Below are 23,302 nucleotides of genomic sequence, written 5' to 3' on the forward strand. Positions count from 1 at the left end.
AAATTACAAATACGATCAAAAACAGACAAGCAAGGCATGTCATAAATGACAAAAAGTGACATTACTGTATTCAGGAGAGGGTTATGGCAGCAATCGCGTTTATCGGTTTAGGGCAAATGGGTTCGCCAATGGCGAGCAATTTATTGCAGCAAGGGCATCAACTTCGCGTCTTTGATGTGAACGCCGAAGCTGTGCGGCATCTGGTAGACAAAGGTGCGACTCCCGCCGCCAACCCGGCGCAGGCCGCTAAAGATGCCGAATTTATCATTACCATGTTGCCGAATGGTGATCTGGTGCGCAGCGTGTTGTTCGGTGAAAACGGTGTCTGTGAGAGCTTATCTTCCGATGCGCTGGTCATTGATATGTCGACCATCCATCCGCTGCAAACCGATAAATTGATTGCTGATATGCAGGCCAGAGGCTTCAGCATGATGGATGTTCCGGTAGGCCGTACTTCTGCAAATGCCATTACCGGTACTCTGCTACTGCTGGCTGGCGGCACTGCTGAACAAGTTGAACGCGCCACGCCGATCCTGATGGCGATGGGCAGCGAGTTGATCAACGCGGGCGGTCCGGGCATGGGGATCCGCGTTAAGCTTATCAACAACTACATGAGCATCGCGCTCAATGCGTTGTCGGCAGAAGCCGCCGTTTTGTGCGAAGCCCTGAATCTTCCCTTCGATGTTGCCGTCAAGGTGATGAGCGGTACCGCCGCCGGTAAAGGCCACTTCACCACTTCCTGGCCGAACAAAGTCCTCAGCGGGGATCTTTCTCCCGCCTTCATGATCGATCTTGCCCATAAGGATCTTGGCATCGCCCTTGATGTCGCCAACCAGTTGCATGTGCCGATGCCACTGGGGGCCGCCTCACGGGAGGTTTATAGCCAGGCGCGCGCAGCGGGTCGCGGTCGCCAGGACTGGTCCGCCATTCTGGAGCAGGTCCGTGTCAGTGCCGGGATGACTGCCAAAGTAAAAATGTAACGACTGGATAAAGGAATAAATGAATGAATAAGTACACCATCAACGACATTACGCGCGCATCGGGCGGTTTTGCCATGCTGGCGGTCGATCAGCGCGAAGCCATGCGCATGATGTTTGCCGCGGCTGGCGCACCCGCTCCAGTAGCCGATAGCGTTTTAACTGATTTCAAAGTTAACGCCGCGAAGACTCTTTCACCTTATGCATCGGCGATTCTGGTAGATCAACAATTCTGCTACCGCCAGGTGGTTGAGCAAAACGCGATTGCCAAAAGTTGCGCCATGATTGTCGCCGCCGATGAGTTCATTCCTGGCAACGGTATTCCGGTAGATAGCGTGGTCATTGACCGCAAAATCAATCCGCTACAAATCAAACAAGACGGTGGCAAAGCCTTAAAACTGCTGGTGCTGTGGCGTAGTGATGAAGATGCGCAGCAACGCCTGGATATGGTGAAAGAGTTTAACGAAATGTGCCACTCACACGGTCTGGTAAGCATCATTGAGCCAGTCGTCCGCCCACCGCGTCGTGGCGATAAATTCGATCGCGAACAAGCAATCATCGATGCAGCCAAAGAGCTGGGCGACAGTGGCGCTGATCTCTACAAAGTTGAAATGCCGCTTTACGGTAAAGGTCCGCAACAAGAGCTTCTCAGTGCTTCACAACGTCTGAATGACCATATCAATATGCCGTGGGTGATCCTCTCTTCCGGTGTCGACGAAAAACTGTTCCCGCGTGCCGTACGCGTGGCAATGACAGCGGGTGCATCGGGCTTCCTGGCTGGTCGTGCCGTCTGGGCATCGGTCGTCGGTTTACCAGACAACGAGCTGATGCTGCGTGACGTTTGCGCACCGAAATTACAACAACTTGGCGATATCGTCGACGAAATGATGGCTAAACGCCGTTAAGATGGGGATACAAAAATGAAATGGTTTAACACTTTAAGTCACAACCGTTGGCTGGAACAGGAAACCGATCGCATCTTTGATTTTGGTAAAAAATCCGTAGTACCGACCGGATTTGGCTGGTTAGGCAATAAAGGGCAAATCAAAGAAGAGATGGGCACCCATCTGTGGATCACAGCTCGTATGTTGCACGTTTATTCCGTTGCTGCGGCGATGGGCCGACCTGGCGCTTACTCGTTGGTTGATCACGGTATCAAAGCCATGAATGGCGCACTGCGCGATAAAAAATATGGCGGTTGGTATGCCTGCGTGAATGACGAGGGCGTGGTGGATGCCTCCAAACAGGGCTATCAACATTTCTTTGCTCTGCTGGGTGCTGCCAGCGCCGTCACTACCGGTCATCCGGAAGCGCGCAAGCTGCTCGATTACACCATTGAAATTATCGAGAAATACTTCTGGAGCGAAGAAGAGCAGATGTGCCTGGAGTCCTGGGATGAAGCCTTCAGCAAAACCGAAGAGTATCGCGGCGGCAATGCCAATATGCACGCGGTGGAAGCCTTCCTGATTGTCTATGACGTCACCCATGACAAAAAATGGCTGGATCGCGCGATTCGCGTGGCTTCCGTGATTATCCACGACGTCGCCAGAAATAATCATTATCGCGTTAACGAACACTTCGATACCCAGTGGAATCCGCTGCCAGATTACAACAAAGATAACCCGGCGCACCGCTTCCGCGCGTTCGGAGGTACTCCGGGCCACTGGATCGAATGGGGCCGTTTAATGCTGCACATTCACGCGGCCCTGGAAGCCCGTTGCGAACAACCGCCAGCATGGCTGCTAGAAGATGCCAAAGGTCTGTTTAACGCCACCGTGCGCGATGCCTGGGCACCCGATGGCGCGGACGGGATTGTTTATACCGTTGACTGGGAAGGAAAACCGGTGGTCCGCGAACGTGTGCGTTGGCCTATCGTCGAAGCGATGGGTACGGCCTACGCGCTCTACACCGTCACTGGCGATCGCCAGTACGAAACTTGGTATCAGACATGGTGGGACTACTGCATCAAATACCTGATGGACTACGAAAATGGTTCATGGTGGCAGGAGCTGGATGCGGACAATAAGGTCACCACCAAAGTCTGGGACGGCAAACAGGATATTTATCATCTGCTGCATTGTCTGGTGATCCCACGTATCCCGTTAGCGCCAGGCCTGGCTCCGGCGGTTGCGGCGGGTCTGCTGGATATTAACGCGAAATAACTGACTAAAAAAACGACATATCAGGCTGCACGCCGGGTATGTCGTTATTCAATAAAGGTACCTCGTATGCAAATCACCAACATGCATTGCAGTGGACAGACCGTTTCACTTGCCGCGGGGGATTATCACGCGACCATTGTGACCGTCGGTGCAGGTCTGGCTGAATTAACCTTTCAGGGCTGTCATTTAGTTATTCCGCATAAACCCGAAGAGATGCCGCTGGCACATCTGGGCAAAGTCCTTATTCCGTGGCCAAACCGGATCGCCAACGGCTGTTATCGCTATCAGGGGCAGGAATATCAGTTACCCATTAATGAACATGGTTCAAAAGCCGCTATTCATGGGCTGCTCGCCTGGCGTGACTGGCAAATCAGCGAATTAAGCGCCACCAGCGTCACATTAACCGCCTTTCTGCCACCCAGTTACGGCTACCCGTTTATGCTGGCTTCGCAGGTGGTTTATTCGCTCAACGCCCGCACGGGTCTTTCCGTTGAGATCGCAAGCCAGAATATCGGCACTGTCGCAGCGCCTTACGGTGTGGGTATTCACCCTTATTTAACCTGCAACTTAACATCTGTTGATGAATATCTGTTCCAGCTTCCGGCAAACCAAGTTTATGCCATCGATGAGCACGCTAATCCGACAACGCTTCACCACGTTGATGAGCTGGATTTAAATTTCACGCAGGCGAAAAAAATAGCCGCGACAAAAATCGATCACACCTTTAAAACCGCTAATGATTTGTGGGAAATGACTATTACCCATCCACAGCAGGCGCTTTCGGTGAGCCTCTGTTCCGATCAACCCTGGGTGCAGGTTTATAGCGGTGAAAAATTACAACGTCAGGGACTGGCAGTTGAACCAATGAGTTGCCCGCCTAACGCCTTTAATTCAGGTATCGACTTATTATTACTGGAACCAGGGAAAACGCACCGCCTGTTTTTTAATATTCACGGGCAGCACAATTAATTTTATTAAGAAAAGAACGAGATCATTGTTTAGAGTTGTATTTACACAACAGGAAATATTATGGACTTTTTTACGTTATTTTCACCGGATGGGGTCATGCTGGAAACAAACGTGGTATGTATCGTTATCGCGTTAATGTTTCTTTATACCTTTGTGGGGATATGCGCGGGATTTGGCGGTGGTTTAACCACCATGCCGCTCGTCACGTTAATGCTCCCCGTAAAAATGGCAACTCCGCTCTCGGTGATTGTCGGCACCGCGACCGCCTTGTACGCCACCTGGCTGTCACGTAAAGAAACGGATTGGCGATCGGCAATGGTACTGATTATTTTCTCGTTTCTGGGAATACCCGTCGGTTTATATGCGCTGTCGTATTTACCCGACCATTTTATGAAAGTGGGCTTAGGCGGATTCCTTATCCTGTACTCCTTTTACAGTATGTTTATTCCACGCCTGCCGATTTATGACCGTAGCTGGATCGCCGCACCTATCGGCGCCGTGGCAGGAGCGTTAGGGGCAGCATTTTCAACCAACGGACCGCCGATGGTTATCTACGGTATGCTGCGTAACTTAGGCCCGGCGGCATTTCGCGGCACTCTGAACGCTTTCTTCACCGCAAACAACATCGCGGTGATCGGCGGGCTGGCGACCAGCGGAATTTTGACTGTCTCTATCTTTAAACTGGTGCTGTTTTGTATTCCCACCATGATCCTCGGTTCACTGGTTGGACAATATGTGCATAAACGCATTTCGGTCAAAGTGTTCCGTGTGATGGTCTTTTTATTGCTGATTGCCTCCGGTTCTATGTTGATAAAAGGCGCGCTGGGAATTCCCGCCGCTGCCGCACTTCTTCCTCCGTTTACCTTGTTAGTTATACTGCAACTGGCATTTGGTAAAAAAGTGGCGGCAATCCGTCGGGCGGAAGAAAGTAAATAATCATTATGCGGGTTTTAATTTATACCCGCACACATTCTTTAATTAATGAAACCTGTAATAACAGGATGGCATGAAATATTAGTTTTATATCTATGGAGATTATTTATGGATACGCCACGCCCACAGCTATTAGATTTTCAATTTCATCAGAATAACGACAGTTTTACTCTACGTTTTCAAGACCGCCTTATTTTAATCCATAGCAAAGATAATCCTTGTTTATGGATTGGTTCAGGTATAGCGGATATCGATATGTTCCGCGGTAATTTCAGCATTAAAGATAAATTGCAGGAGAAAATTGCGCTTACCGACGCCATCGTCAGCCAGTCACCGGATGGCTGGTTAATCCATTTCAGCCGTGGTTCTGACATTAGCGCCACGCTGAATATCTCTGCCGACGATCATGGCCGTTTATTGCTGGAACTACAAAACGACAACCTTAACCACAACCGCATCTGGCTGCGCCTTGCCGCACAGCCGGAAGATCATATCTACGGCTGCGGCGAACAATTCTCCTACTTTGATCTGCGCGGCAAACCGTTCCCGCTGTGGACCAGTGAACAAGGCGTTGGTCGCAACAAACAAACCTATGTCACCTGGCAGGCCGACTGCAAAGAGAATGCGGGAGGGGATTACTACTGGACCTTCTTTCCACAACCCACGTTTGTTAGCACGCAGAAGTATTACTGCCATGTTGATAACAGTTGCTATATGAACTTCGACTTTAGCGCGCCGGAATACCATGAACTGGCGCTGTGGGAAGACAAAGCAACACTGCGTTTTGAATGTGCTGATACATACATCTCCCTGCTGGAAAAATTAACCGCGCTGCTGGGACGCCAGACAGAACTGCCCGACTGGATTTATGACGGAGTAACGCTCGGCATTCAGGGCGGCACTGAGGTGTGCCAGAAGAAACTGGACACCATGCGTAACGCGGGCGTGAAGGTCAACGGCATCTGGGCGCAGGATTGGTCCGGTATTCGTATGACCTCTTTTGGCAAACGCGTAATGTGGAACTGGAAGTGGAACAGCGAAAACTACCCGCAACTGGATTCACGTATCAAACAGTGGAACAAAGAGGGCGTACAGTTCCTTGCCTATATCAACCCGTATGTTGCCAGCGATAAAGACCTCTGCGAAGAAGCGGCAAAGCGCGGCTATCTGGCAAAAGATGCCGCCGGCGGCGATTATCTGGTGGAGTTTGGCGAGTTCTACGGCGGCGTTGTCGATCTCACTAATCCGGAAGCCTACGCCTGGTTCAAGGAAGTGATCAAAAAGAACATGATTGAACTCGGCTGCGGCGGCTGGATGGCTGACTTCGGCGAGTATCTGCCCACCGACACTTACCTGCATAACGGCGTCAGCGCCGAAATTATGCATAACGCCTGGCCTGCGCTGTGGGCGAAATGTAACTACGAAGCCCTTGAAGAAACGGGCAAGCTCGGCGAGATCCTCTTCTTTATGCGCGCCGGTTCCACCGGTAGCCAGAAATACTCCACCATGATGTGGGCGGGCGACCAGAACGTTGACTGGAGTCTGGACGATGGACTGGCGTCTGTCGTCCCGGCGGCGCTGTCGCTGGCAATGACCGGACATGGCCTGCATCACAGTGATATTGGCGGTTACACCACCCTGTTTGAGATGAAGCGCAGCAAAGAGCTGCTGCTGCGCTGGTGCGATTTCAGCGCCTTCACGCCGATGATGCGCACCCATGAAGGTAACCGTCCTGGCGACAACTGGCAGTTTGACGGCGACGCGGAAACTATCGCCCATTTTGCCCGTATGACCACCGTCTTCACTACCCTGAAACCTTACCTGAAAGAGGCCGTCGCACTGAATGCGAAGTCCGGCCTGCCGGTTATGCGCCCTCTGTTCCTGCATTACGAAGACGATGCACAGACCTACACCCTGAAATATCAGTACCTGTTAGGCCGCGACATTCTGGTCGCCCCGGTACACGAAGAAGGTCGCAGCGACTGGACGCTCTATCTGCCGGAGGATAACTGGGTCCATGCCTGGACGGGTGAAGCGTTCCGGGGCGGGGAAGTTACCGTTAATGCGCCCATCGGTAAACCGCCGGTCTTTTATCGCGCCGATAGCGAATGGGCGGCACTGTTCGCGTCATTAAAAAGCATCTAATCACATCCGCCCGTGGGGAAACTCACGGGCAAAGGGAGAACAACGATGAGTCACATCACAACGGAAGATCCGGCTACTTTACGCCTGCCCTTTAAAGAGAAACTCTCTTACGGTATCGGCGATCTGGCCTCTAACATCCTACTGGATATCGGCACGCTTTATCTTTTGAAGTTTTATACCGATGTTCTGGGGCTGCCTGGCACCTATGGCGGCATTATCTTTTTGATTTCAAAATTCTTTACCGCCTTTACCGATATGGGTACCGGCATTATGTTGGATTCCCGACGCAAGATCGGTCCAAAAGGTAAGTTCCGTCCTTTTATTCTGTATGCGTCATTTCCGGTCACCCTGCTGGCGATCGCCAACTTTGTCGGCACACCGTTTGATGTCACCGGTAAAACGGTGATGGCCACCATCCTGTTTATGCTTTACGGACTGTTTTTCAGCATGATGCACTGCTCGTATGGCGCGATGGTCCCCGCTATTACTAAAAACCCCAACGAACGTGCATCGCTGGCAGCATGGCGTCAGGGTGGCGCTACATTGGGCCTGCTGCTGTGTACGGTGGGATTCGTGCCGGTTATGAATCTTATCGAGGGTAATCAGCAACTTGGCTATATCTTCGCCGCCACGCTGTTTTCACTGTTCGGCCTGCTGTTTATGTGGATCTGCTATTCGGGCGTGAAAGAGCGTTATGTCGAAACCCAACCTACCAATCCGGCGCAAAAGCCTGGCTTGTTGCAATCTTTCCGCGCAATTGCGGGGAACCGCCCACTGTTCATTTTGTGCATTGCCAACCTCTGTACCTTAGGGGCGTTTAACGTCAAGCTCGCCATTCAGGTCTATTACACCCAGTACGTGCTTAACGATCCCATCCTGTTGTCATATATGGGATTTTTCAGCATGGGCTGTATTTTCATCGGCGTGTTCCTGATGCCTGGTGCAGTCAGACGTTTTGGTAAGAAGAAGGTCTATATCGGCGGTCTGCTGATCTGGGTGCTGGGCGATCTGCTCAACTATTTCTTCGGCGGCGGCTCGGTCAGCTTTGTGGCTTTCTCCTGCCTGGCGTTCTTTGGTTCGGCGTTTGTTAACAGCCTGAACTGGGCGCTGGTTTCTGACACCGTCGAGTATGGCGAGTGGCGCACCGGTGTGCGTTCGGAAGGTACGGTCTACACCGGTTTCACCTTCTTTCGCAAAGTATCTCAGGCGCTGGCAGGTTTCTTCCCAGGCTGGATGCTGACGCAAATTGGCTATGTGCCAAACGTCGCCCAGGCTGACCACACTATCGAAGGGTTGCGCCAACTGATCTTCATCTACCCAAGCGCACTGGCAGTAGTCACCATTGTGGCAATGGGTTGCTTCTACAGTCTGAACGAGAAGATGTACGTCCGCATTGTTGAAGAGATAGAAGCCCGTAAACGCACGGCGTAATTATAATAAACAACGCCCTGCGGGGCGTTATAAGGAGTGATTATGTCTAACCATAATCCACTGACATTAAAACTGAATCTGCGGGAAAAAATCGCCTATGGTATGGGCGACGTCGGTTCGAATTTAATGCTTAGCATCGGCACTCTGTATCTCCTCAAATTTTATACCGATGAATTAGGGATGCCTGCTTACTATGGCGGGATTATCTTTCTGGTGGCGAAATTCTTTACCGCATTTACCGATATGCTCACCGGATTTTTACTCGACTCGCGGAAAAATATTGGACCTAAAGGAAAATTCAGGCCGTTTATTTTATACGCAGCGATTCCGGCGGCGTTAATTGCAACGCTCCAGTTTATCGCCACCACTTTTAGTTTGCCGGTTAAAACGACGATTGCCACCGCGCTGTTTATGATGTTTGGACTTTCATACAGTCTGATGAACTGCTCGTATGGCGCGATGATCCCGGCCATTACCAAAAACCCGAATGAGCGCGCGCAACTCGCTGCTTACCGCCAGGGTGGTGCAACCATAGGGCTATTGATCTGTACCGTGGCGTTTATTCCTTTGCAGTCACTATTTTCTGACTCCACCGTCGGCTACGCCTGCGCGGCACTGATGTTCTCCATTGGCGGCTTTATTTTTATGATGCTGTGCTACAGAGGTGTCAAAGAGCATTATGTGGACGCGACGCCAACCGGACATAAGGCCAGTATTCTCAAATCATTTTACGCAATATTTAGTAATCCACCTTTGCTGGTATTGTGCATTGCTAACCTGTGTACCCTGGCGGCATTTAATATCAAACTGGCGATTCAGGTCTATTACACCCAGTATGTGCTGAATGATATTAACTTATTGTCGTGGATGGGATTCTTTAGTATGGGATGCATTCTCGTCGGCGTATTACTGGTGCCACTAACTGTAAAATGTTTTGGTAAAAAACAGGTTTATCTGGCTGGCATGGTGCTGTGGGCGGTGGGGGATATCCTGAATTATTGCTGGGGCAGTAACTCATTCACTTTCGTCATGTTCTCTTGTGTCGCCTTTTTTGGCACGGCCTTTGTAAACAGCCTGAACTGGGCACTGGTACCAGATACCGTAGATTATGGTGAATGGAAAACAGGTATACGTGCCGAAGGTTCTGTTTATACCGGTTATACCTTCTTTCGTAAAATTTCAGCCGCACTTGCTGGCTTCTTGCCAGGCATTATGCTGACGCAAATCGGTTATGTTCCCAACATCGCGCAAAGCGATGCAACATTACAGGGTTTGCGTCAGCTCATTTTTATCTGGCCTTGTGCGCTGGCAATTATTGCTGCATTGACGATGGGGTTCTTTTACACGCTCAATGAGAAACGGTTTGCACTGATTATTGAGGAAATTAACCAACGCAAAAATAAAGAAATTGAGACAGAAGAAAAAACGGCTTCCGTAACGTTATAAATGTCAATAGCCGCTATTTCCATCCTGATGGGTGGCGGCCTCCCTACGTTTAAAAAATGGACTTATTATGAAAAATATTAATGCAATAATTTTATTATCTTCTCTGACCTCTGCCTCGGTATTCGCTGGCGCATACGTCGAAAACAGGGAAGCATATAATCTCGCCTCCGATCAGGGTGAGGTTATGCTACGTGTGGGTTATAACTTCGATATGGGCGCGGGTATTATGCTAACCAATACCTACACCTTTCAGCGAGAAGATGAACTCAAACATGGCTATAATGAAATTGAAGGTTGGTATCCTTTATTTAAACCTACCGATAAATTAACCATCCAGCCCGGTGGCTTAATTAATGACAAGAGTATCGGTTCGGGTGGTGCTGTTTATCTGGATGTTAACTACAAATTTACTCCGTGGTTTAACCTGACGGTGCGTAATCGCTATAACCATAATAATTACAGCTCTACAGATTTGAACGGCGAATTGGATAATAACGACACCTATGAAGTTGGCACCTACTGGAACTTTAAAATAACAGAAAAATTTTCCTATACATTTGAACCACATTACTTCATGCGAGTGAATGACTTTAATAGTAGCAACGGGAAAGATCATCATTGGGAAATCACTAACACCTTCCGTTACCGTATTAATGAACACTGGCTTCCTTATTTCGAATTGCGCTGGTTAGACCGCAACGTCGAGCCGTACCACCGCGAGCAAAACCAGATTCGTATCGGAACGAAGTATTTCTTCTGATATGAAAATGTAAAAAGCCGCTGATATTTAAGCGGCTTTTTACACAGATATTCACAATATAAATAACTCCCCATAATTATATAACCCCATTGATTATAAAATATTCCTCATCCTCTCTATCAAAGCCATTGACTACCCGGTAAGATCTTTTCCACTGCAACACCCACAAGGAATGAGAAAATGGAAAAGAAATTTTTTATAGATTGGAATAATGAGATCCCGCAAGAAGAATTTATTAATAATATTTTAGCTGATGAAGACTTGGTAAAAATTCGCTCTTTGGTCATTAGTCGTTGGGGGGAATGCTACGAGGAAAGTTGTCAACCGATAATCGACATGTTTGCTGAACATGCAGAACGCTTTGCTCATCTTGAGTCCCTGTTTATCGGCGATATGGAAAGCGAAGAGTGTGAAATTTCGTGGATAAAACAAGGCGATTATTCTCGTCTGTATGCCGCACTGCCGAACCTCAAAAAGCTGACGATTAAAGGTACTCAAGACCTGGAACTGGGAGAAATCGCCCACGACAAACTGGAGCACCTGGAAATCATCTCTGGCGGTACACCGTGTAATGTGTTTGCGTCATTGCAAAACTCTCAACTGCCTGCGTTAAAAACACTTATCGTTTATATTGGCGTTGAGGATTATGGTTTTGATACATCGCTGGATATCGTGATGAAACTGGCGTCGAAATCCCTCTTCCCAAGCCTGACGCATCTTGGTCTGGTGAACAGCGAAGAGCAAAACGAAATCGTCCGCCGCGTGCTGGAAAGCGACATTCTGCCGCAACTGGAAGTGTTGGCACTCTCCTGCGGTACGCTTACCGACGAAGGTGCAGAGCATCTTCTCAAACATGCCGATCGCCTTAGCCATCTAAAGTTGCTGGATTTGTATCATCATTACCTGACAACAGCGATGCAGAAAAAACTGCAAAAAACACTGACATGTACTGTTGAATTATCAGAAGCGCTAACGCCTGAAGTCTATGATGACGAAGTTTATATGAATCCGATGTTTACTGAATAAATAACATTTTTGGGAGAGAGTCATCTCTCCCATTATTTATCACAGAAAAGGAATTCTTCGTGATTACGCTAATTGGTCATCCTGAAAGCAAGCGCACATTTTATTTTTGCCAGGCAGCGTCACGCTTACAGGAACATATCAACGTGGTGAACTATGATCAAGCGCTTACCCTGCCGCTAAATAAAAGCATGGTAAAAATCGATCCCCCCTTACATCAGGAAACAGATATTCGCTTAATTAATACGGTTAGCCAAAACTATATTACTTTTTTACAAAAAATGGCTAACCGAAGGGAAATCCGTTTTATTAACTCACCAGAAAGTATTATTCATCTTCTGGATAAACGCCACTGTAAACAGCGATTAATAGAACACGCGATCCCGACACCGCCGATATTAGCGGATGATATCCGTAGCTACGATCAACTGATCGCCTGTATGCGCAGCGAAAAGGTTTATCGCGTGTTTATTAAGCCGAATTTCGGATCAGGGGCCGCCGGGGTGCTGGCTTTGAGTCTACATCCCGGCGATAACCGTCAGGTGCTTTATTGCGCCATCCAGGTTGCAGGTAACAGGCTGGTGAACAGTAAACACATTATCCGCTATGAAAACAGCGATGATATTACGTTGATTGTGAATACTATTTTACAACAAGAAAATATTATCGAACGCTGGCTGGCAAAAGCCAGAGTGGGCAATAAAAGCTACGATTTACACATCGTGTATGTTAATGGCGAAATCGTCTGGCGGGTTGTCAGAACATCATCACAGCCGATCACCAATTTGCATCTGCAAAATGAAGCTATCCGTTTTGCCGATCTTAATTTACCCGCCGAAAAAGTGGCTGAAATTGACACGCTTTGTCTCAACGCCATGAAACTCTATCCGGACGTACACATTGCCGGGCTTGACGTATTACTCACGCAAAATTTAACACCCTATATTATCGAAATTAACGGCCAGGGCGATCTTATTTATCAGGACACCTGCGAACAAAACATAATTTATCAACGCCAGATTCAGGTAATGAGAGAACACCATGTATAACGTAACAGACGAAGTACCGGAAAATACCCGCACGGCAATCCATTCCTGCGATGGCGAAATCAATATGAATGATTTGATAGCCAGGGAGGCGAATGTTCTGTTTGTAGTGCTTGATTCCCTGCGTTTTGATATTGCGGTTCAGGAACAAGAGGCGGGCAATACGCCGAACATTAACCGCTATGGTCGCTGGATCAAGTGCGAAGCCGCTGGCAATTTTACCTGGCCTTCGCATCATTCGATGTTCTCTGGTTTTATGCCTAAGCCGCTGGAAGCGGCACCGGGTCATTCAATGCTCTTTTTCCCGAAAGATATTGGTTTAGGGCGTTTAGGGCCAAAAAATGCGTTCGCATTCAGCGAAGAGACGTGGATTAAAGGGCTGGAAAACAAAGGTTACCGCACTATCTGCGTGGGTGGCGTCTCCTTTTTTAATAACCGTTCAGGGATGGGGAAAGTGTTCCCGGCGATGTTTAAAGAGAGTTACTGGTATCCTAATTTCTCCTGCACGGTAAAAGAGAGCATGGATAATCAACTCACCTTAATTAATAAAAAGGTAAATGCTGAACATCCGCTGATGATGTATATCAATATCGACACCATTCATTATCCCAATCATTTTTATATTGAAAATGCCAAGCCTGGCGATACGGTAGAAACTCACGCCGCTGCCCTGCATTATATTGATGCGAGAATCGAAAAACTTTTCGATATCTTTCGGCAAACCGGGCGGGAGACGTTAGTTATTCTCTGCTCCGATCATGGTACCTGCTACGGGGAAGACGGTAAATATTTCCACAGTTTTAACCATCCGATTGTCAATACCGTACCCTATTTTCACTTTGTGTTAGACGGCAAAACCCATGAATAATGAATCGATTTATCAGCAATATATGTACAGTTACCCGCATAAGACCGCTTATCGGGAATTAAACAATATTGCTTTTGCAGATGTGAAGTCGCGTATTTACGAGCATAAAACACATCTCTATATTCATATGCCTTTTTGCCAGAGCCGCTGCGGGTTTTGTAATCTTTTTACCTGCACGGGCGCAGACAATGCTTTTATCGACAACTACATAGAGGCGATTATCGTCCAGGCCCGGCAAATGCAACTTGCGCCTGTAGACTGGGCCAGTTTTACCATTGGCGGCGGTACGCCACTGCTGCTTAATGTCGGGCAACTGTCGCGATTGTTTCGCGGGGTGTTTGACGAATTACAGGTCGATGCGCAGATTTTTAAGGCCATTGAAACATCGCCTTCCGATACCACTGCCGAAAAAGTCGCGTTGTTGCGCCAGCTTGCGGTAAACCGTGTCAGTATTGGTGTTCAGAGTTTTAACGATCTGGAACTTGCCACATTACACCGCCGCCATAGCACTAAAAATGCCCATCGGGCGCTGGAGCTACTGCGCACGGGTAATTTCCCGATACTCAATATTGATATTATTTACGGTATTCCCGGTCAAACAGCCGCAAGTTTATTGGCGTCGCTTAATCAGGCATTAGATTATCAACCTGACGAACTGTTTCTGTACCCACTGTATAACATGCCTCGCCAGCCGGATATGTATAGCCTCTATATTGAAGCCCGCGATCGCTTATTGCATGAAGGTTATACGCAAACGTCAATGCGCCGTTTTGTGCGGGTGAATAATCATTCGGCGGTTGAAAGTTGTGGCTTTGAAAATTCGCTGGCGCTTGGCGCGGGCGGGCGCAGTTACCTTGGCAATTTACATTACTGCACGCCGTGGTCGCAAAACCAGCCTGCATCGCGACAAATTGTCGCGGATTTTATCGCCCGACAAGATAAAACCCTTATTAACCACGGCTATGTGCTTTCGCAAGCAGAGATGAAGCGGCGTTTTGTTATCAAGAATCTCTTTTTCTATAAAGGGCTTTCGTTACGTGATTATCAGCGCCAGTTCTCCTCTGAGGTATTAAGCGATTTTCCCCTGCTGGGCGATTTTATCAAACAAGATTATTGCCACCAGCAGGATAATCGCATTCAGCTCACCGCGCAGGGTATGGCGCTTTCGGACCAGCTTGGCCCGCTGTTTATTTCCCCGGAAGTTCGCAGGCTGGAGACGCATAAACGATGACGCTCAAGCAGATCCAGACGCTGATTTATCGCGGCGAGATAAAGTCGTGTAATTATCGCTGTGGCTATTGTCCGTTTCATAAACAAGACCGCAATGATAAGCAGCAGGATGAAGCGGCATTATGGCGCATGGTTGAGCATTTACCGGCGCTGGGTTCACCGTTAAATGTGTTGATTACGCCCTACGGCGAAGCATTGCGTTATCGGTATTATATGGCGGCGATGGCGGTAATCAGCCGTTATTCCCATGTGCAAGCGGTGGGTATTCAGACCAATGCCTCGTTTAATTTATCTGCGTTAATTGCGACTTTTCAACATCATCTGGGCGATCTGGCAAAGCTGCGGCTGTGGTGTTCATTTCATCCTTCCCAGGTCAGTAAAGAAGTTTTCCTTAAACAGATACTGGCAATTAAGGACGCAGGGATTGCCTGTTGTGTGGGGGCCGTTGCCAGCGTAACCGACTATGACGCATTCCAGTGGTTACGCGCGCATCTTCCTGCCGATATCTATTTCTGGCTAAACGCCAATGAGCGCGATAAAAGGCCCACCAGCGACGAAAGAAATAGCCAGTTTCAGAGGTTGGACCCGCTTTATCATCTGGAAACCAGCCTCTGGCCTGCCAATGTTGCGTTTTGTCTCGGCGGCAAAAAGAGCGTGTTTATGAATGCCGAAGGCGATCTCTTCGCCTGTAATATCAGCAAAATTAAAATCGGCAATTTATATCAGCAGCAACTTTCATCTCCAGCCTGTATGGCCAGGCACTGCCACTGTTATCTGGCTTATCATCTGCGTCAGGATATCCCGGCCCTCTCACAATTTGATGCTGAACGCTGTTTTCGGATCTTCCCTTAATGATCTGCCGGTTAATCGCGCTCGATCTAGACGGCACATTGCTGAACAGCAAGAAGATGATTTCCCCTGCGTCGGTTTCGGCGCTGCAAAGCGCACAACAGGTAGGTGTGAAGATTATTCTCGCCACCGGACGTTCGCACAGCGAAGCCCTGCCGTATTACCAGCAATTGCAGTTAACCGGGCCGATGATTTGCTGTAACGGCAGCTATCTTTATCATCCGCGCCAGCGGCAAATATTGCGTCCGCTGCCGCTTGATATCCACAAGGTGGAACGGCTACGACGCTGGTTTTCACAACAGGCATTACAGCCACATTTTTATACGTATGATGATTTTGTTTTGCAGATTAGCCTGGTACATCGCAAGGCTTCGTTATTGCGCCAGGCTGAGGAATTTGCCCGGCAAGAATTATCGCTGGCCTGTAGCTGGTCCTGGCATCATCAACTGGATATTACACAGGCGGGGTGTGAGAAAGGCAAAAGTCTGGCCTGGTATGCACAGCAGCAAAATATCGCTCTGGATGAAATCATCGCCTTTGGCGATAACGATAATGATGCGGGGATGTTGCAGATGGTAGGGAAAGGTATTGCGATGGGCAATGGTAGCTTTCTGGCAAAAGCCAGCTCTAACTGCGTTATCGGTCACAACAACACTGACGCGATTGCGGATTTTCTTTATGCGCAGGGGTTCAGTTCATGATGCCTCTTATCAGGTCTACAAAAGCAAAAAAACCTGCCATCGCTGGCAGGTTTTTTTATGACTAAAAAACGAAATTAATCGTCTTTCGGTGCGCGGTTGGCGCGACGACGATCGTTTTCCGTCAGGTGACGTTTACGAATACGGATAGAGGTCGGAGTCACTTCTACCAGTTCGTCATCATCGATGAACTCCAGAGCTTGTTCCAGAGTCATGCGGATAGGCGGAACCAGAACAACGGCTTCGTCAGTACCGGAAGCACGCATGTTGGTCAGTTTCTTACCGGTCAGGCAGTTTACAGTCAGGTCGTTAGAGCGGCTATGAATACCGATAATCTGACCTTCGTAAACTTCTGCACCGTGACCGAGGAACAGCTTACCACGGTCCTGCAGACCGAACAGCGCGAACGCGACCGCTTTACCCTGACCGTTAGAGATCAGTACACCGTTCTGACGCTGACCCACTTCGCCCGGACGTACGTCGTCGTAGTGGCTGAAGGTGGAGTACAGCAGACCAGTACCGGAAGTCATGGTCATGAACTCAGAACGGAAGCCAATCAGACCACGGCTTGGGATCACGTAGTCGAGACGTACGCGGCCTTTACCGTCTGGATTCATGTTTTTCAGGTCGCCTTTACGTTCGCCCAGCGCCTGCATCACAGAACCCTGATGCTGTTCTTCAACGTCCAGCGTCACGTTTTCATACGGCTCTTGTTTACGACCGTCGATTTCACGGAAGATTACTTTCGGACGGGATACCGCCAGTTCGAAACCTTCACGACGCATGTTTTCGATCAGAACAGACAGGTGCAGTTCGCCACGACCAGAAACGCGGAACGCATCGGCGTCTTCGGTTTCTTCTACGCGCAGCGCAACGTTGTGTACCAGTTCTTTGTTCAGACGATCCAGGATCTGACGAGACGTTACGAACTTACCTTCTTTACCGCAGAACGGCGAGGTGTTAACGCAGAAGAACATAGAAACGGTCGGCTCATCAACGGAGAGTGCCGGCAGCGCTTCAACGTTTTGCGTGTCGCAAACGGTGTCAGAAATGTTCAGTTCGCCAAGGCCCGTGATCGCCACGATATCGCCAGCTTCCGCCAGATCGGTTTCGATACGTTCCAGACCGAGGTGGCCCAGCACTTTACCGACTTTCGCGTTGCGGGTTTTGCCTTCGCTATCGATGATAGTAACCTGCTGGTTCGGCTTCACTTTACCGCGCTTGATGCGGCCAATGCCGATAACGCCAACATAGCTGTTGTAATCGAGCTGAGAAATCTGCATCTGGAACGGACCGTCAAGGTCAACGTCCGGCGCAGGAACGTGGTCAACAATCGCCTGGTACAGCGGGGTCATGTCTTCCGCCATATCTTCGTGGTCCAGACCCGCGATACCGTTCAGCGCAGAAGCGTAAACGATCGGGAAGTCCAGCTGCTCGTCGGTCGCGTCGAGGTTAACGAACAGATCGAATACCTGATCCACAACCCAATCAGGACGCGCGCCAGGGCGGTCAACTTTGTTGATAACAACAATCGGCTTCAGGCCGTAAGCAAACGCTTTTTTGGTTACGAAGCGCGTTTGCGGCATCGGGCCGTCAAATGCGTCAACCACCAGCAGCACTGAGTCTACCATGGACATTACACGTTCAACTTCACCACCGAAGTCGGCGTGCCCCGGGGTATCAACGATGTTGATACGGTAATCATTCCATTTGATAGCGGTGTTTTTCGCGAGGATGGTAATCCCACGCTCTTTCTCCAAATCGTTGGAGTCCATCACGCGCTCTTGGGTTTCGGCACGAGAGTCGAACGTACCGGATTGTTGGAGCAGCTTGTCTACCAGGGTGGTTTTACCATGGTCTACGTGCGCGATGATGGCGATATTACGCAATTTTTCGATCACAACTTTGCCTCAGGCATTAGAAATAGCGCGTTATTGTACACGGATTAATCGCACTACAAAACAGGATCACAAACATCCTCCGCAAACAAGTATTGCAGAGTCCCTTTGTGATCGCTTTCACGGAGCATAAAAAGGGTTATCCAAAGGTCATTGCACCAATATGGTGCTTAATGTTCCCATTGAAGCACTATATTGGTGCAACATTCACATCATGGTGCAGCCCTTTTGCACGATGTTAAGCATGATAACGCCTTTTAGGGGCAATTTAAAAGTTGGCACAGATTTCGCTTTATCTTTTTTACGGCGACACGGCCCATTTAATTGCAGATTTCGTTACCACGACGACAATGACCAATCCAGGAGAGTTAAAGTATGTCCGCTGAACACGTACTGACGATGCTGAACGAGCACGAAGTGAAGTTTGTTGATTTGCGCTTCACCGATACCAAAGGTAAAGAACAGCACGTCACTATCCCTGCTCATCAGGTGAATGCCGAATTCTTCGAAGAAGGCAAAATGTTTGACGGCTCCTCGATTGGCGGCTGGAAAGGCATTAACGAATCCGATATGGTGCTGATGCCAGACGCATCCACCGCAGTGATTGACCCGTTCTTCGCCGATTCTACCCTGATTATCCGTTGCGACATCCTTGAACCTGGCACCCTGCAAGGCTATGACCGTGACCCGCGCTCTATTGCGAAGCGCGCTGAAGATTACCTGCGTTCTACTGGCATTGCCGACACCGTACTGTTCGGGCCAGAACCTGAATTCTTCCTGTTCGATGACATCCGTTTCGGATCGTCTATCTCCGGTTCCCACGTTGCTATCGACGATATCGAAGGTGCATGGAACTCCTCCACCCAATATGAAGGTGGTAACAAAGGTCACCGTCCGGCAGTGAAAGGCGGTTACTTCCCGGTTCCGCCGGTAGACTCAGCTCAGGATATTCGTTCTGAAATGTGTCTGGTGATGGAACAGATGGGTCTGGTAGTTGAAGCTCATCACCACGAAGTCGCTACCGCAGGTCAGAACGAAGTGGCTACCCGCTTCAATACCATGACCAAAAAAGCTGACGAAATTCAGATCTACAAATATGTCGTGCACAACGTGGCGCACCGTTTCGGTAAGACCGCGACCTTTATGCCAAAACCGATGTTCGGTGATAACGGTTCCGGTATGCACTGCCACATGTCGCTGTCTAAAAACGGCGTCAACCTGTTTGCTGGCGACAAATACGCAGGTCTGTCTGAACAGGCACTGTACTACATTGGCGGTGTAATCAAACACGCGAAAGCGATTAACGCCCTGGCAAACCCGACCACCAACTCTTACAAGCGTCTGGTCCCGGGCTACGAAGCACCGGTAATGCTGGCTTACTCTGCGCGTAACCGTTCTGCGTCTATCCGTATTCCGGTGGTTTCTTCTCCGAAAGCACGTCGTATCGAAGTACGTTTCCCGGACCCGGCGGCTAACCCGTACCTGTGCTTTGCTGCCCTGCTGATGGCCGGTCTTGATGGCATCAAGAACAAGATCCATCCGGGCGAAGCCATGGACAAAAACCTGTATGACCTGCCGCCAGAAGAAGCGAAAGAGATCCCACAGGTTGCAGGCTCTCTGGAAGAAGCACTGAACGAACTGGATCTGGACCGCGAGTTCCTGAAAGCTGGTGGCGTGTTCACGGATGAAGCGATCGATGCGTACATCGCTCTGCGTCGCGAAGAAGATGACCGCGTGCGTATGACTCCGCATCCGGTAGAGTTTGAGCTGTACTACAGCGTCTAATAGTTGAAGTTGTACTACCCGGCGCAACAACGCCGGGATTTAGTTGCCGTGGAAACTTTCAGCCCATCTCTGCATGGGCTTTTTTCTCCGTCAATTCTCTGATGCTTCGCGCTTTTTATCCGTAAAAAGCTATAATGCACTAAAATGGTGCAACCTGTTCAGGAGACTGCTTTATGGCAACAGGCACGCAGCCCGATGCTGGGCAGATCCTCAACTCGCTGATTAACAGTATTTTGTTAATCGATGACAATCTGGCGATCCATTACGCCAACCCCGCCGCGCAACAACTGCTCGCCCAAAGCTCCCGCAAATTGTTTGGTACGCCGTTACCGGAACTGTTGAGCTACTTCTCATTAAATATCGAGCTGATGCAAGAAAGTCTGGAGGCGGGGCAAGGTTTTACCGATAACGAAGTGACGCTGGTCATCGACGGGCGCTCGCATATCCTTTCTGTGACGGCTCAGCGTATGCCGGACGGCATGATCCTGCTGGAGATGGCACCGATGGATAACCAGCGCCGCTTAAGTCAGGAACAGCTACAGCACGCCCAGCAGGTTGCTGCCCGTGATTTAGTGCGCGGCCTGGCACATGAGATTAAAAATCCGCTTGGCGGTTTACGTGGCGCGGCGCAGCTGCTCAGCAAAGCATTACCTGACCTGTCACTACTCGAATATACCAAAGTGATTATCGAACAGGCGGACCGGCTGCGAAATCTGGTCGACCGTCTGTTGGGGCCGCAGCTGCCCGGTACGCGCATTACCGAAAGTATTCACAAAGTGGCTGAACGCGTGGTGACGCTGGTGTCGATGGAACTGCCGAACAACGTGCGGTTGATTCGGGATTACGACCCCAGCCTGCCGGAACTGGCGCACGACCCGGATCAAATTGAACAGGTCTTGCTGAATATTGTGCGCAATGCGCTACAGGCGCTGGGGCCGGAGGGTGGTGAAATCATTCTACGTACCCGCACAGCGTTTCAACTGACCTTACACGGCGAGCGCTATCGGCTGGCGGCGCGGATTGATGTGGAAGATAACGGGCCGGGCATTCCGCCTCATTTGCAGGATACGCTGTTTTACCCGATGGTCAGCGGCCGCGAAGGTGGCACCGGGCTTGGCTTATCCATCGCCCGTAATTTGATTGATCAGCATTCAGGCAAAATTGAATTTACCAGTTGGCCAGGTCATACCGAGTTCTCGGTTTACCTGCCTATCAGGAAATAAAGGTGACGTTTATGCAACGAGGGATAGTCTGGGTAGTCGATGACGATAGTTCCATCCGTTGGGTGCTTGAACGTGCGCTCGCTGGAGCGGGTTTAACCTGTACGACATTTGAGAACGGCGCGGAAGTACTGGAGGCGCTGGCGAGCAAAACGCCGGATGTGCTGCTTTCAGATATCCGTATGCCGGGAATGGACGGGCTGGCGCTGCTCAAGCAGATTAAACAGCGCCATCCGATGCTTCCGGTCATCATTATGACCGCACATTCCGATCTGGATGCTGCCGTCAGCGCCTATCAACAAGGGGCATTTGATTATCTGCCCAAACCGTTTGATATCGACGAAGCCGTGGCGCTGGTTGAGCGCGCCATCAGTCATTACCAGGAACAGCAGCAGCCGCGTAATGTTCAGCTTAACGGCCCAACGACCGATATCATCGGTGAAGCGCCAGCCATGCAGGACGTGTTCCGGATTATCGGTCGGCTTTCGCGTTCTTCTATTAGCGTGCTGATTAACGGCGAATCCGGCACCGGTAAAGAACTGGTCGCTCATGCCCTGCATCGCCACAGTCCGCGAGCCAAAGCGCCGTTTATCGCGCTCAATATGGCGGCTATCCCGAAGGATTTGATCGAATCCGAACTGTTTGGTCACGAGAAAGGCGCATTTACCGGCGCGAATACCATTCGTCAGGGGCGTTTTGAACAGGCTGATGGCGGTACATTATTTCTCGATGAAATTGGCGATATGCCGCTGGATGTGCAGACGCGTTTGCTGCGCGTGCTGGCAGACGGTCAGTTTTATCGCGTTGGCGGCTATGCGCCGGTGAAAGTAGATGTGCGGATTATCGCTGCCACTCACCAGAATCTTGAACAGCGGGTGCAGGAAGGCAAGTTCCGTGAGGATCTGTTCCACCGCCTGAACGTCATCCGCGTTCATCTGCCGCCGCTGCGCGAACGTCGGGAAGATATTCCCCGTCTGGCGCGCCATTTTTTACAGGTTGCCGCGCGAGAGCTGGGCGTAGAAGCGAAGTTGCTGCATCCGGAAACCGAAGCCGCGCTGACGCGTCTGGCGTGGCCAGGCAACGTGCGCCAGCTGGAAAACACCTGTCGCTGGCTAACGGTGATGGCCGCCGGGCAGGAAGTGTTGATTCAGGATTTGCCTGGCGAACTGTTTGAATCAAACGTACCGGAAAGCACTTCACACATGCAGCCGGACAGTTGGGCAACGCTGTTAGCACAGTGGGCAGACAGAGCGCTGCGTTCCGGTCATCAAAACCTGCTTTCCGAAGCACAGCCAGAGCTGGAACGGACGTTACTGACCACCGCGCTGCGACATACGCAGGGGCATAAACAGGAAGCGGCGCGGCTACTTGGCTGGGGTCGCAACACCCTGACGCGTAAGTTAAAAGAGCTGGGGATGGAGTGATTCACGGCTTGTGTGTAAAGATTGATTATTGAGCGCAAATTGCTGGTATTTTGCGCTTTACTGTTCCGATAAGTTCAGTATGATCTTGCCCGGAAAACGGGGAGAGTCATTATGCTGGAATCAATAATTAATCTGGTATCGAGTGGCGCAGTTGACAGCCACACACCGCAAACTGCTGTTGCTGCCGTGCTGTGTGCCGCGATGATTGGTCTGTTTAGCTGAAGCTCGTTGTTTACGCCGGATGCGGAGAAAGTCGTAGGCCTGATAAGACGCAACCAGCGTCGCATCAGGCGTTGATTGCCGGATGCGGCGTAAACGCCTTATCCGGCCTACAAAAGCAATAATTTCAACAGATTTTGCAGGCCTGATAAGCGTAGCGCATCAGGCAATCTTGTTCTCAGCACATTGATGGCGCTTTCGTTTTCTACTTTGTAAACG

20 protein-coding genes are annotated in these 23,302 nt (G+C 49.9%); 19 read left to right on the forward strand and 1 reads right to left on the reverse strand.

The genetic code is table 11. The features are described from left to right. Nucleotides 1-83: 83 nt before the first annotated feature. The 15 genes from yihU to C4F37_RS15940 all read left to right on the forward strand — a co-directional run bounded on the left by yihU (nt 84) and on the right by C4F37_RS15940 (nt 16,540). Nucleotides 84-980, forward strand: a complete 897-nt coding sequence (gene yihU, locus C4F37_RS15870; RefSeq protein WP_000718898.1) for a sulfolactaldehyde 3-reductase — start codon at nt 84-86, stop codon at nt 978-980. A gap of 23 nt (nt 981-1,003) precedes the next feature. Next, nucleotides 1,004-1,882 carry a sulfofructosephosphate aldolase gene (yihT, locus tag C4F37_RS15875; protein ID WP_001046463.1) on the forward strand — a complete coding sequence of 293 codons (879 nt, stop codon included), beginning with the start codon at nt 1,004-1,006 and terminating at the stop codon, nt 1,880-1,882. Between the two features lie 15 nt (nt 1,883-1,897). Next, complete coding sequence (gene yihS, locus C4F37_RS15880; protein WP_000870894.1) at nt 1,898-3,139, forward strand: sulfoquinovose isomerase; 1,242 nt, start codon at nt 1,898-1,900, stop codon at nt 3,137-3,139. Between the two features lie 66 nt (nt 3,140-3,205). Then, nucleotides 3,206-4,108 carry an aldose-1-epimerase gene (locus C4F37_RS15885; protein ID WP_001167545.1) on the forward strand — a complete coding sequence of 301 codons (903 nt, stop codon included), beginning with the start codon at nt 3,206-3,208 and terminating at the stop codon, nt 4,106-4,108. Between the two features lie 60 nt (nt 4,109-4,168). Further along, a complete protein-coding gene (locus C4F37_RS15890) occupies nt 4,169-5,044 on the forward strand; it encodes a sulfite exporter TauE/SafE family protein (RefSeq protein ID WP_000345435.1) in 876 nt (291 codons plus the stop codon). A 105-nt stretch (nt 5,045-5,149) separates the two neighbouring features. Continuing rightward, on the forward strand, nt 5,150-7,186 hold the full coding sequence (gene yihQ, locus C4F37_RS15895) for a sulfoquinovosidase (RefSeq protein ID WP_001540274.1): 2,037 nt from the start codon (nt 5,150-5,152) through the stop codon (nt 7,184-7,186). 45 nt (nt 7,187-7,231) lie between these two features. Then, nucleotides 7,232-8,617: an MFS transporter gene (locus tag C4F37_RS15900; RefSeq protein ID WP_001774091.1), complete on the forward strand. Its 1,386-nt coding sequence runs from the start codon at nt 7,232-7,234 to the stop codon at nt 8,615-8,617. Between the two features lie 42 nt (nt 8,618-8,659). Then, nucleotides 8,660-10,063 (forward strand): MFS transporter, encoded by a 1,404-nt coding sequence (locus C4F37_RS15905; protein WP_001540271.1) that lies wholly within the window; start codon nt 8,660-8,662, stop codon nt 10,061-10,063. Nucleotides 10,064-10,130: 67 nt separating this feature from the next. Further along, nucleotides 10,131-10,823, forward strand: coding sequence for a porin OmpL (gene ompL / locus C4F37_RS15910; RefSeq protein WP_000789940.1), 693 nt, complete (start codon nt 10,131-10,133; stop codon nt 10,821-10,823). A 180-nt stretch (nt 10,824-11,003) separates the two neighbouring features. Next, nucleotides 11,004-11,849, forward strand: a complete 846-nt coding sequence (locus C4F37_RS15915) for an STM4015 family protein (protein WP_000412109.1) — start codon at nt 11,004-11,006, stop codon at nt 11,847-11,849. Nucleotides 11,850-11,908: 59 nt separating this feature from the next. Then, nucleotides 11,909-12,895: an STM4014 family protein gene (locus C4F37_RS15920; protein WP_001540269.1), complete on the forward strand. Its 987-nt coding sequence runs from the start codon at nt 11,909-11,911 to the stop codon at nt 12,893-12,895. Beyond that, the gene (locus C4F37_RS15925) at nt 12,888-13,760 is read left to right on the forward strand and encodes an STM4013/SEN3800 family hydrolase (protein ID WP_001540268.1); all 873 of its coding nucleotides are present in this window, start codon (nt 12,888-12,890) and stop codon (nt 13,758-13,760) included. Before C4F37_RS15920 ends, C4F37_RS15925 begins: the two co-directional genes overlap by 8 nt. Further along, nucleotides 13,753-14,991 carry an STM4012 family radical SAM protein gene (locus C4F37_RS15930; RefSeq protein ID WP_001540266.1) on the forward strand — a complete coding sequence of 413 codons (1,239 nt, stop codon included), beginning with the start codon at nt 13,753-13,755 and terminating at the stop codon, nt 14,989-14,991. The genes C4F37_RS15925 and C4F37_RS15930 overlap by 8 nt, the downstream gene beginning before the upstream one ends. Next, entirely contained in the window at nt 14,988-15,842 is an 855-nt protein-coding gene (locus C4F37_RS15935; RefSeq protein WP_001540263.1) for an STM4011 family radical SAM protein, read from the forward strand. Before C4F37_RS15930 ends, C4F37_RS15935 begins: the two co-directional genes overlap by 4 nt. Continuing rightward, a complete protein-coding gene (locus C4F37_RS15940) occupies nt 15,842-16,540 on the forward strand; it encodes a Cof-type HAD-IIB family hydrolase (RefSeq protein ID WP_001540262.1) in 699 nt (232 codons plus the stop codon). Before C4F37_RS15935 ends, C4F37_RS15940 begins: the two co-directional genes overlap by 1 nt. 74 nt (nt 16,541-16,614) lie before the next feature. On the opposite strand, the gene typA is transcribed toward C4F37_RS15940, so the two are convergent. Continuing rightward, nucleotides 16,615-18,438 carry a ribosome-dependent GTPase TypA gene (gene typA / locus C4F37_RS15945; RefSeq protein ID WP_000570668.1) on the reverse strand — a complete coding sequence of 608 codons (1,824 nt, stop codon included), beginning with the start codon at nt 18,436-18,438 and terminating at the stop codon, nt 16,615-16,617. A gap of 372 nt (nt 18,439-18,810) precedes the next feature. On the opposite strand from typA, the gene glnA reads away from it, so the two are divergent. The 4 genes from glnA to C4F37_RS15970 all read left to right on the forward strand — a co-directional run bounded on the left by glnA (nt 18,811) and on the right by C4F37_RS15970 (nt 23,086). Further along, nucleotides 18,811-20,220 carry a glutamate--ammonia ligase gene (glnA, locus tag C4F37_RS15955; RefSeq protein WP_001271717.1) on the forward strand — a complete coding sequence of 470 codons (1,410 nt, stop codon included), beginning with the start codon at nt 18,811-18,813 and terminating at the stop codon, nt 20,218-20,220. A gap of 173 nt (nt 20,221-20,393) precedes the next feature. Then, nucleotides 20,394-21,443, forward strand: a complete 1,050-nt coding sequence (gene glnL, locus C4F37_RS15960) for a nitrogen regulation protein NR(II) (protein ID WP_001540261.1) — start codon at nt 20,394-20,396, stop codon at nt 21,441-21,443. A gap of 11 nt (nt 21,444-21,454) precedes the next feature. After that, complete coding sequence (glnG, locus tag C4F37_RS15965; protein ID WP_001315107.1) at nt 21,455-22,864, forward strand: nitrogen regulation protein NR(I); 1,410 nt, start codon at nt 21,455-21,457, stop codon at nt 22,862-22,864. A 111-nt stretch (nt 22,865-22,975) separates the two neighbouring features. Beyond that, a complete protein-coding gene (locus tag C4F37_RS15970; protein ID WP_000893994.1) occupies nt 22,976-23,086 on the forward strand; it encodes a YshB family small membrane protein in 111 nt (36 codons plus the stop codon). Nucleotides 23,087-23,302 lie beyond the last annotated feature (216 nt).

Origin of the sequence: Escherichia sp. R1, assembly GCF_003000935.1 — a bacterium.
In the GTDB taxonomy this organism is placed as follows: domain Bacteria; phylum Pseudomonadota; class Gammaproteobacteria; order Enterobacterales; family Enterobacteriaceae; genus Escherichia; species Escherichia coli.

Coding starts and splice junctions, on each gene's coding strand:
- yihU (WP_000718898.1), top strand. CDS start 84: ATGGCAGCAATCGCGTTTATCGGTTTAGGGCAAATGGGTTCGCCAATG.
- yihT (WP_001046463.1), top strand. CDS start 1,004: ATGAATAAGTACACCATCAACGACATTACGCGCGCATCGGGCGGTTTT.
- yihS (WP_000870894.1), top strand. CDS start 1,898: ATGAAATGGTTTAACACTTTAAGTCACAACCGTTGGCTGGAACAGGAA.
- C4F37_RS15885 (WP_001167545.1), top strand. CDS start 3,206: ATGCAAATCACCAACATGCATTGCAGTGGACAGACCGTTTCACTTGCC.
- C4F37_RS15890 (WP_000345435.1), top strand. CDS start 4,169: ATGGACTTTTTTACGTTATTTTCACCGGATGGGGTCATGCTGGAAACA.
- yihQ (WP_001540274.1), top strand. CDS start 5,150: ATGGATACGCCACGCCCACAGCTATTAGATTTTCAATTTCATCAGAAT.
- C4F37_RS15900 (WP_001774091.1), top strand. CDS start 7,232: ATGAGTCACATCACAACGGAAGATCCGGCTACTTTACGCCTGCCCTTT.
- C4F37_RS15905 (WP_001540271.1), top strand. CDS start 8,660: ATGTCTAACCATAATCCACTGACATTAAAACTGAATCTGCGGGAAAAA.
- ompL (WP_000789940.1), top strand. CDS start 10,131: ATGAAAAATATTAATGCAATAATTTTATTATCTTCTCTGACCTCTGCC.
- C4F37_RS15915 (WP_000412109.1), top strand. CDS start 11,004: ATGGAAAAGAAATTTTTTATAGATTGGAATAATGAGATCCCGCAAGAA.
- C4F37_RS15925 (WP_001540268.1), top strand. CDS start 12,888: ATGTATAACGTAACAGACGAAGTACCGGAAAATACCCGCACGGCAATC.
- C4F37_RS15930 (WP_001540266.1), top strand. CDS start 13,753: ATGAATAATGAATCGATTTATCAGCAATATATGTACAGTTACCCGCAT.
- C4F37_RS15935 (WP_001540263.1), top strand. CDS start 14,988: ATGACGCTCAAGCAGATCCAGACGCTGATTTATCGCGGCGAGATAAAG.
- C4F37_RS15940 (WP_001540262.1), top strand. CDS start 15,842: ATGATCTGCCGGTTAATCGCGCTCGATCTAGACGGCACATTGCTGAAC.
- glnA (WP_001271717.1), top strand. CDS start 18,811: ATGTCCGCTGAACACGTACTGACGATGCTGAACGAGCACGAAGTGAAG.
- glnL (WP_001540261.1), top strand. CDS start 20,394: ATGGCAACAGGCACGCAGCCCGATGCTGGGCAGATCCTCAACTCGCTG.
- glnG (WP_001315107.1), top strand. CDS start 21,455: ATGCAACGAGGGATAGTCTGGGTAGTCGATGACGATAGTTCCATCCGT.
- C4F37_RS15970 (WP_000893994.1), top strand. CDS start 22,976: ATGCTGGAATCAATAATTAATCTGGTATCGAGTGGCGCAGTTGACAGC.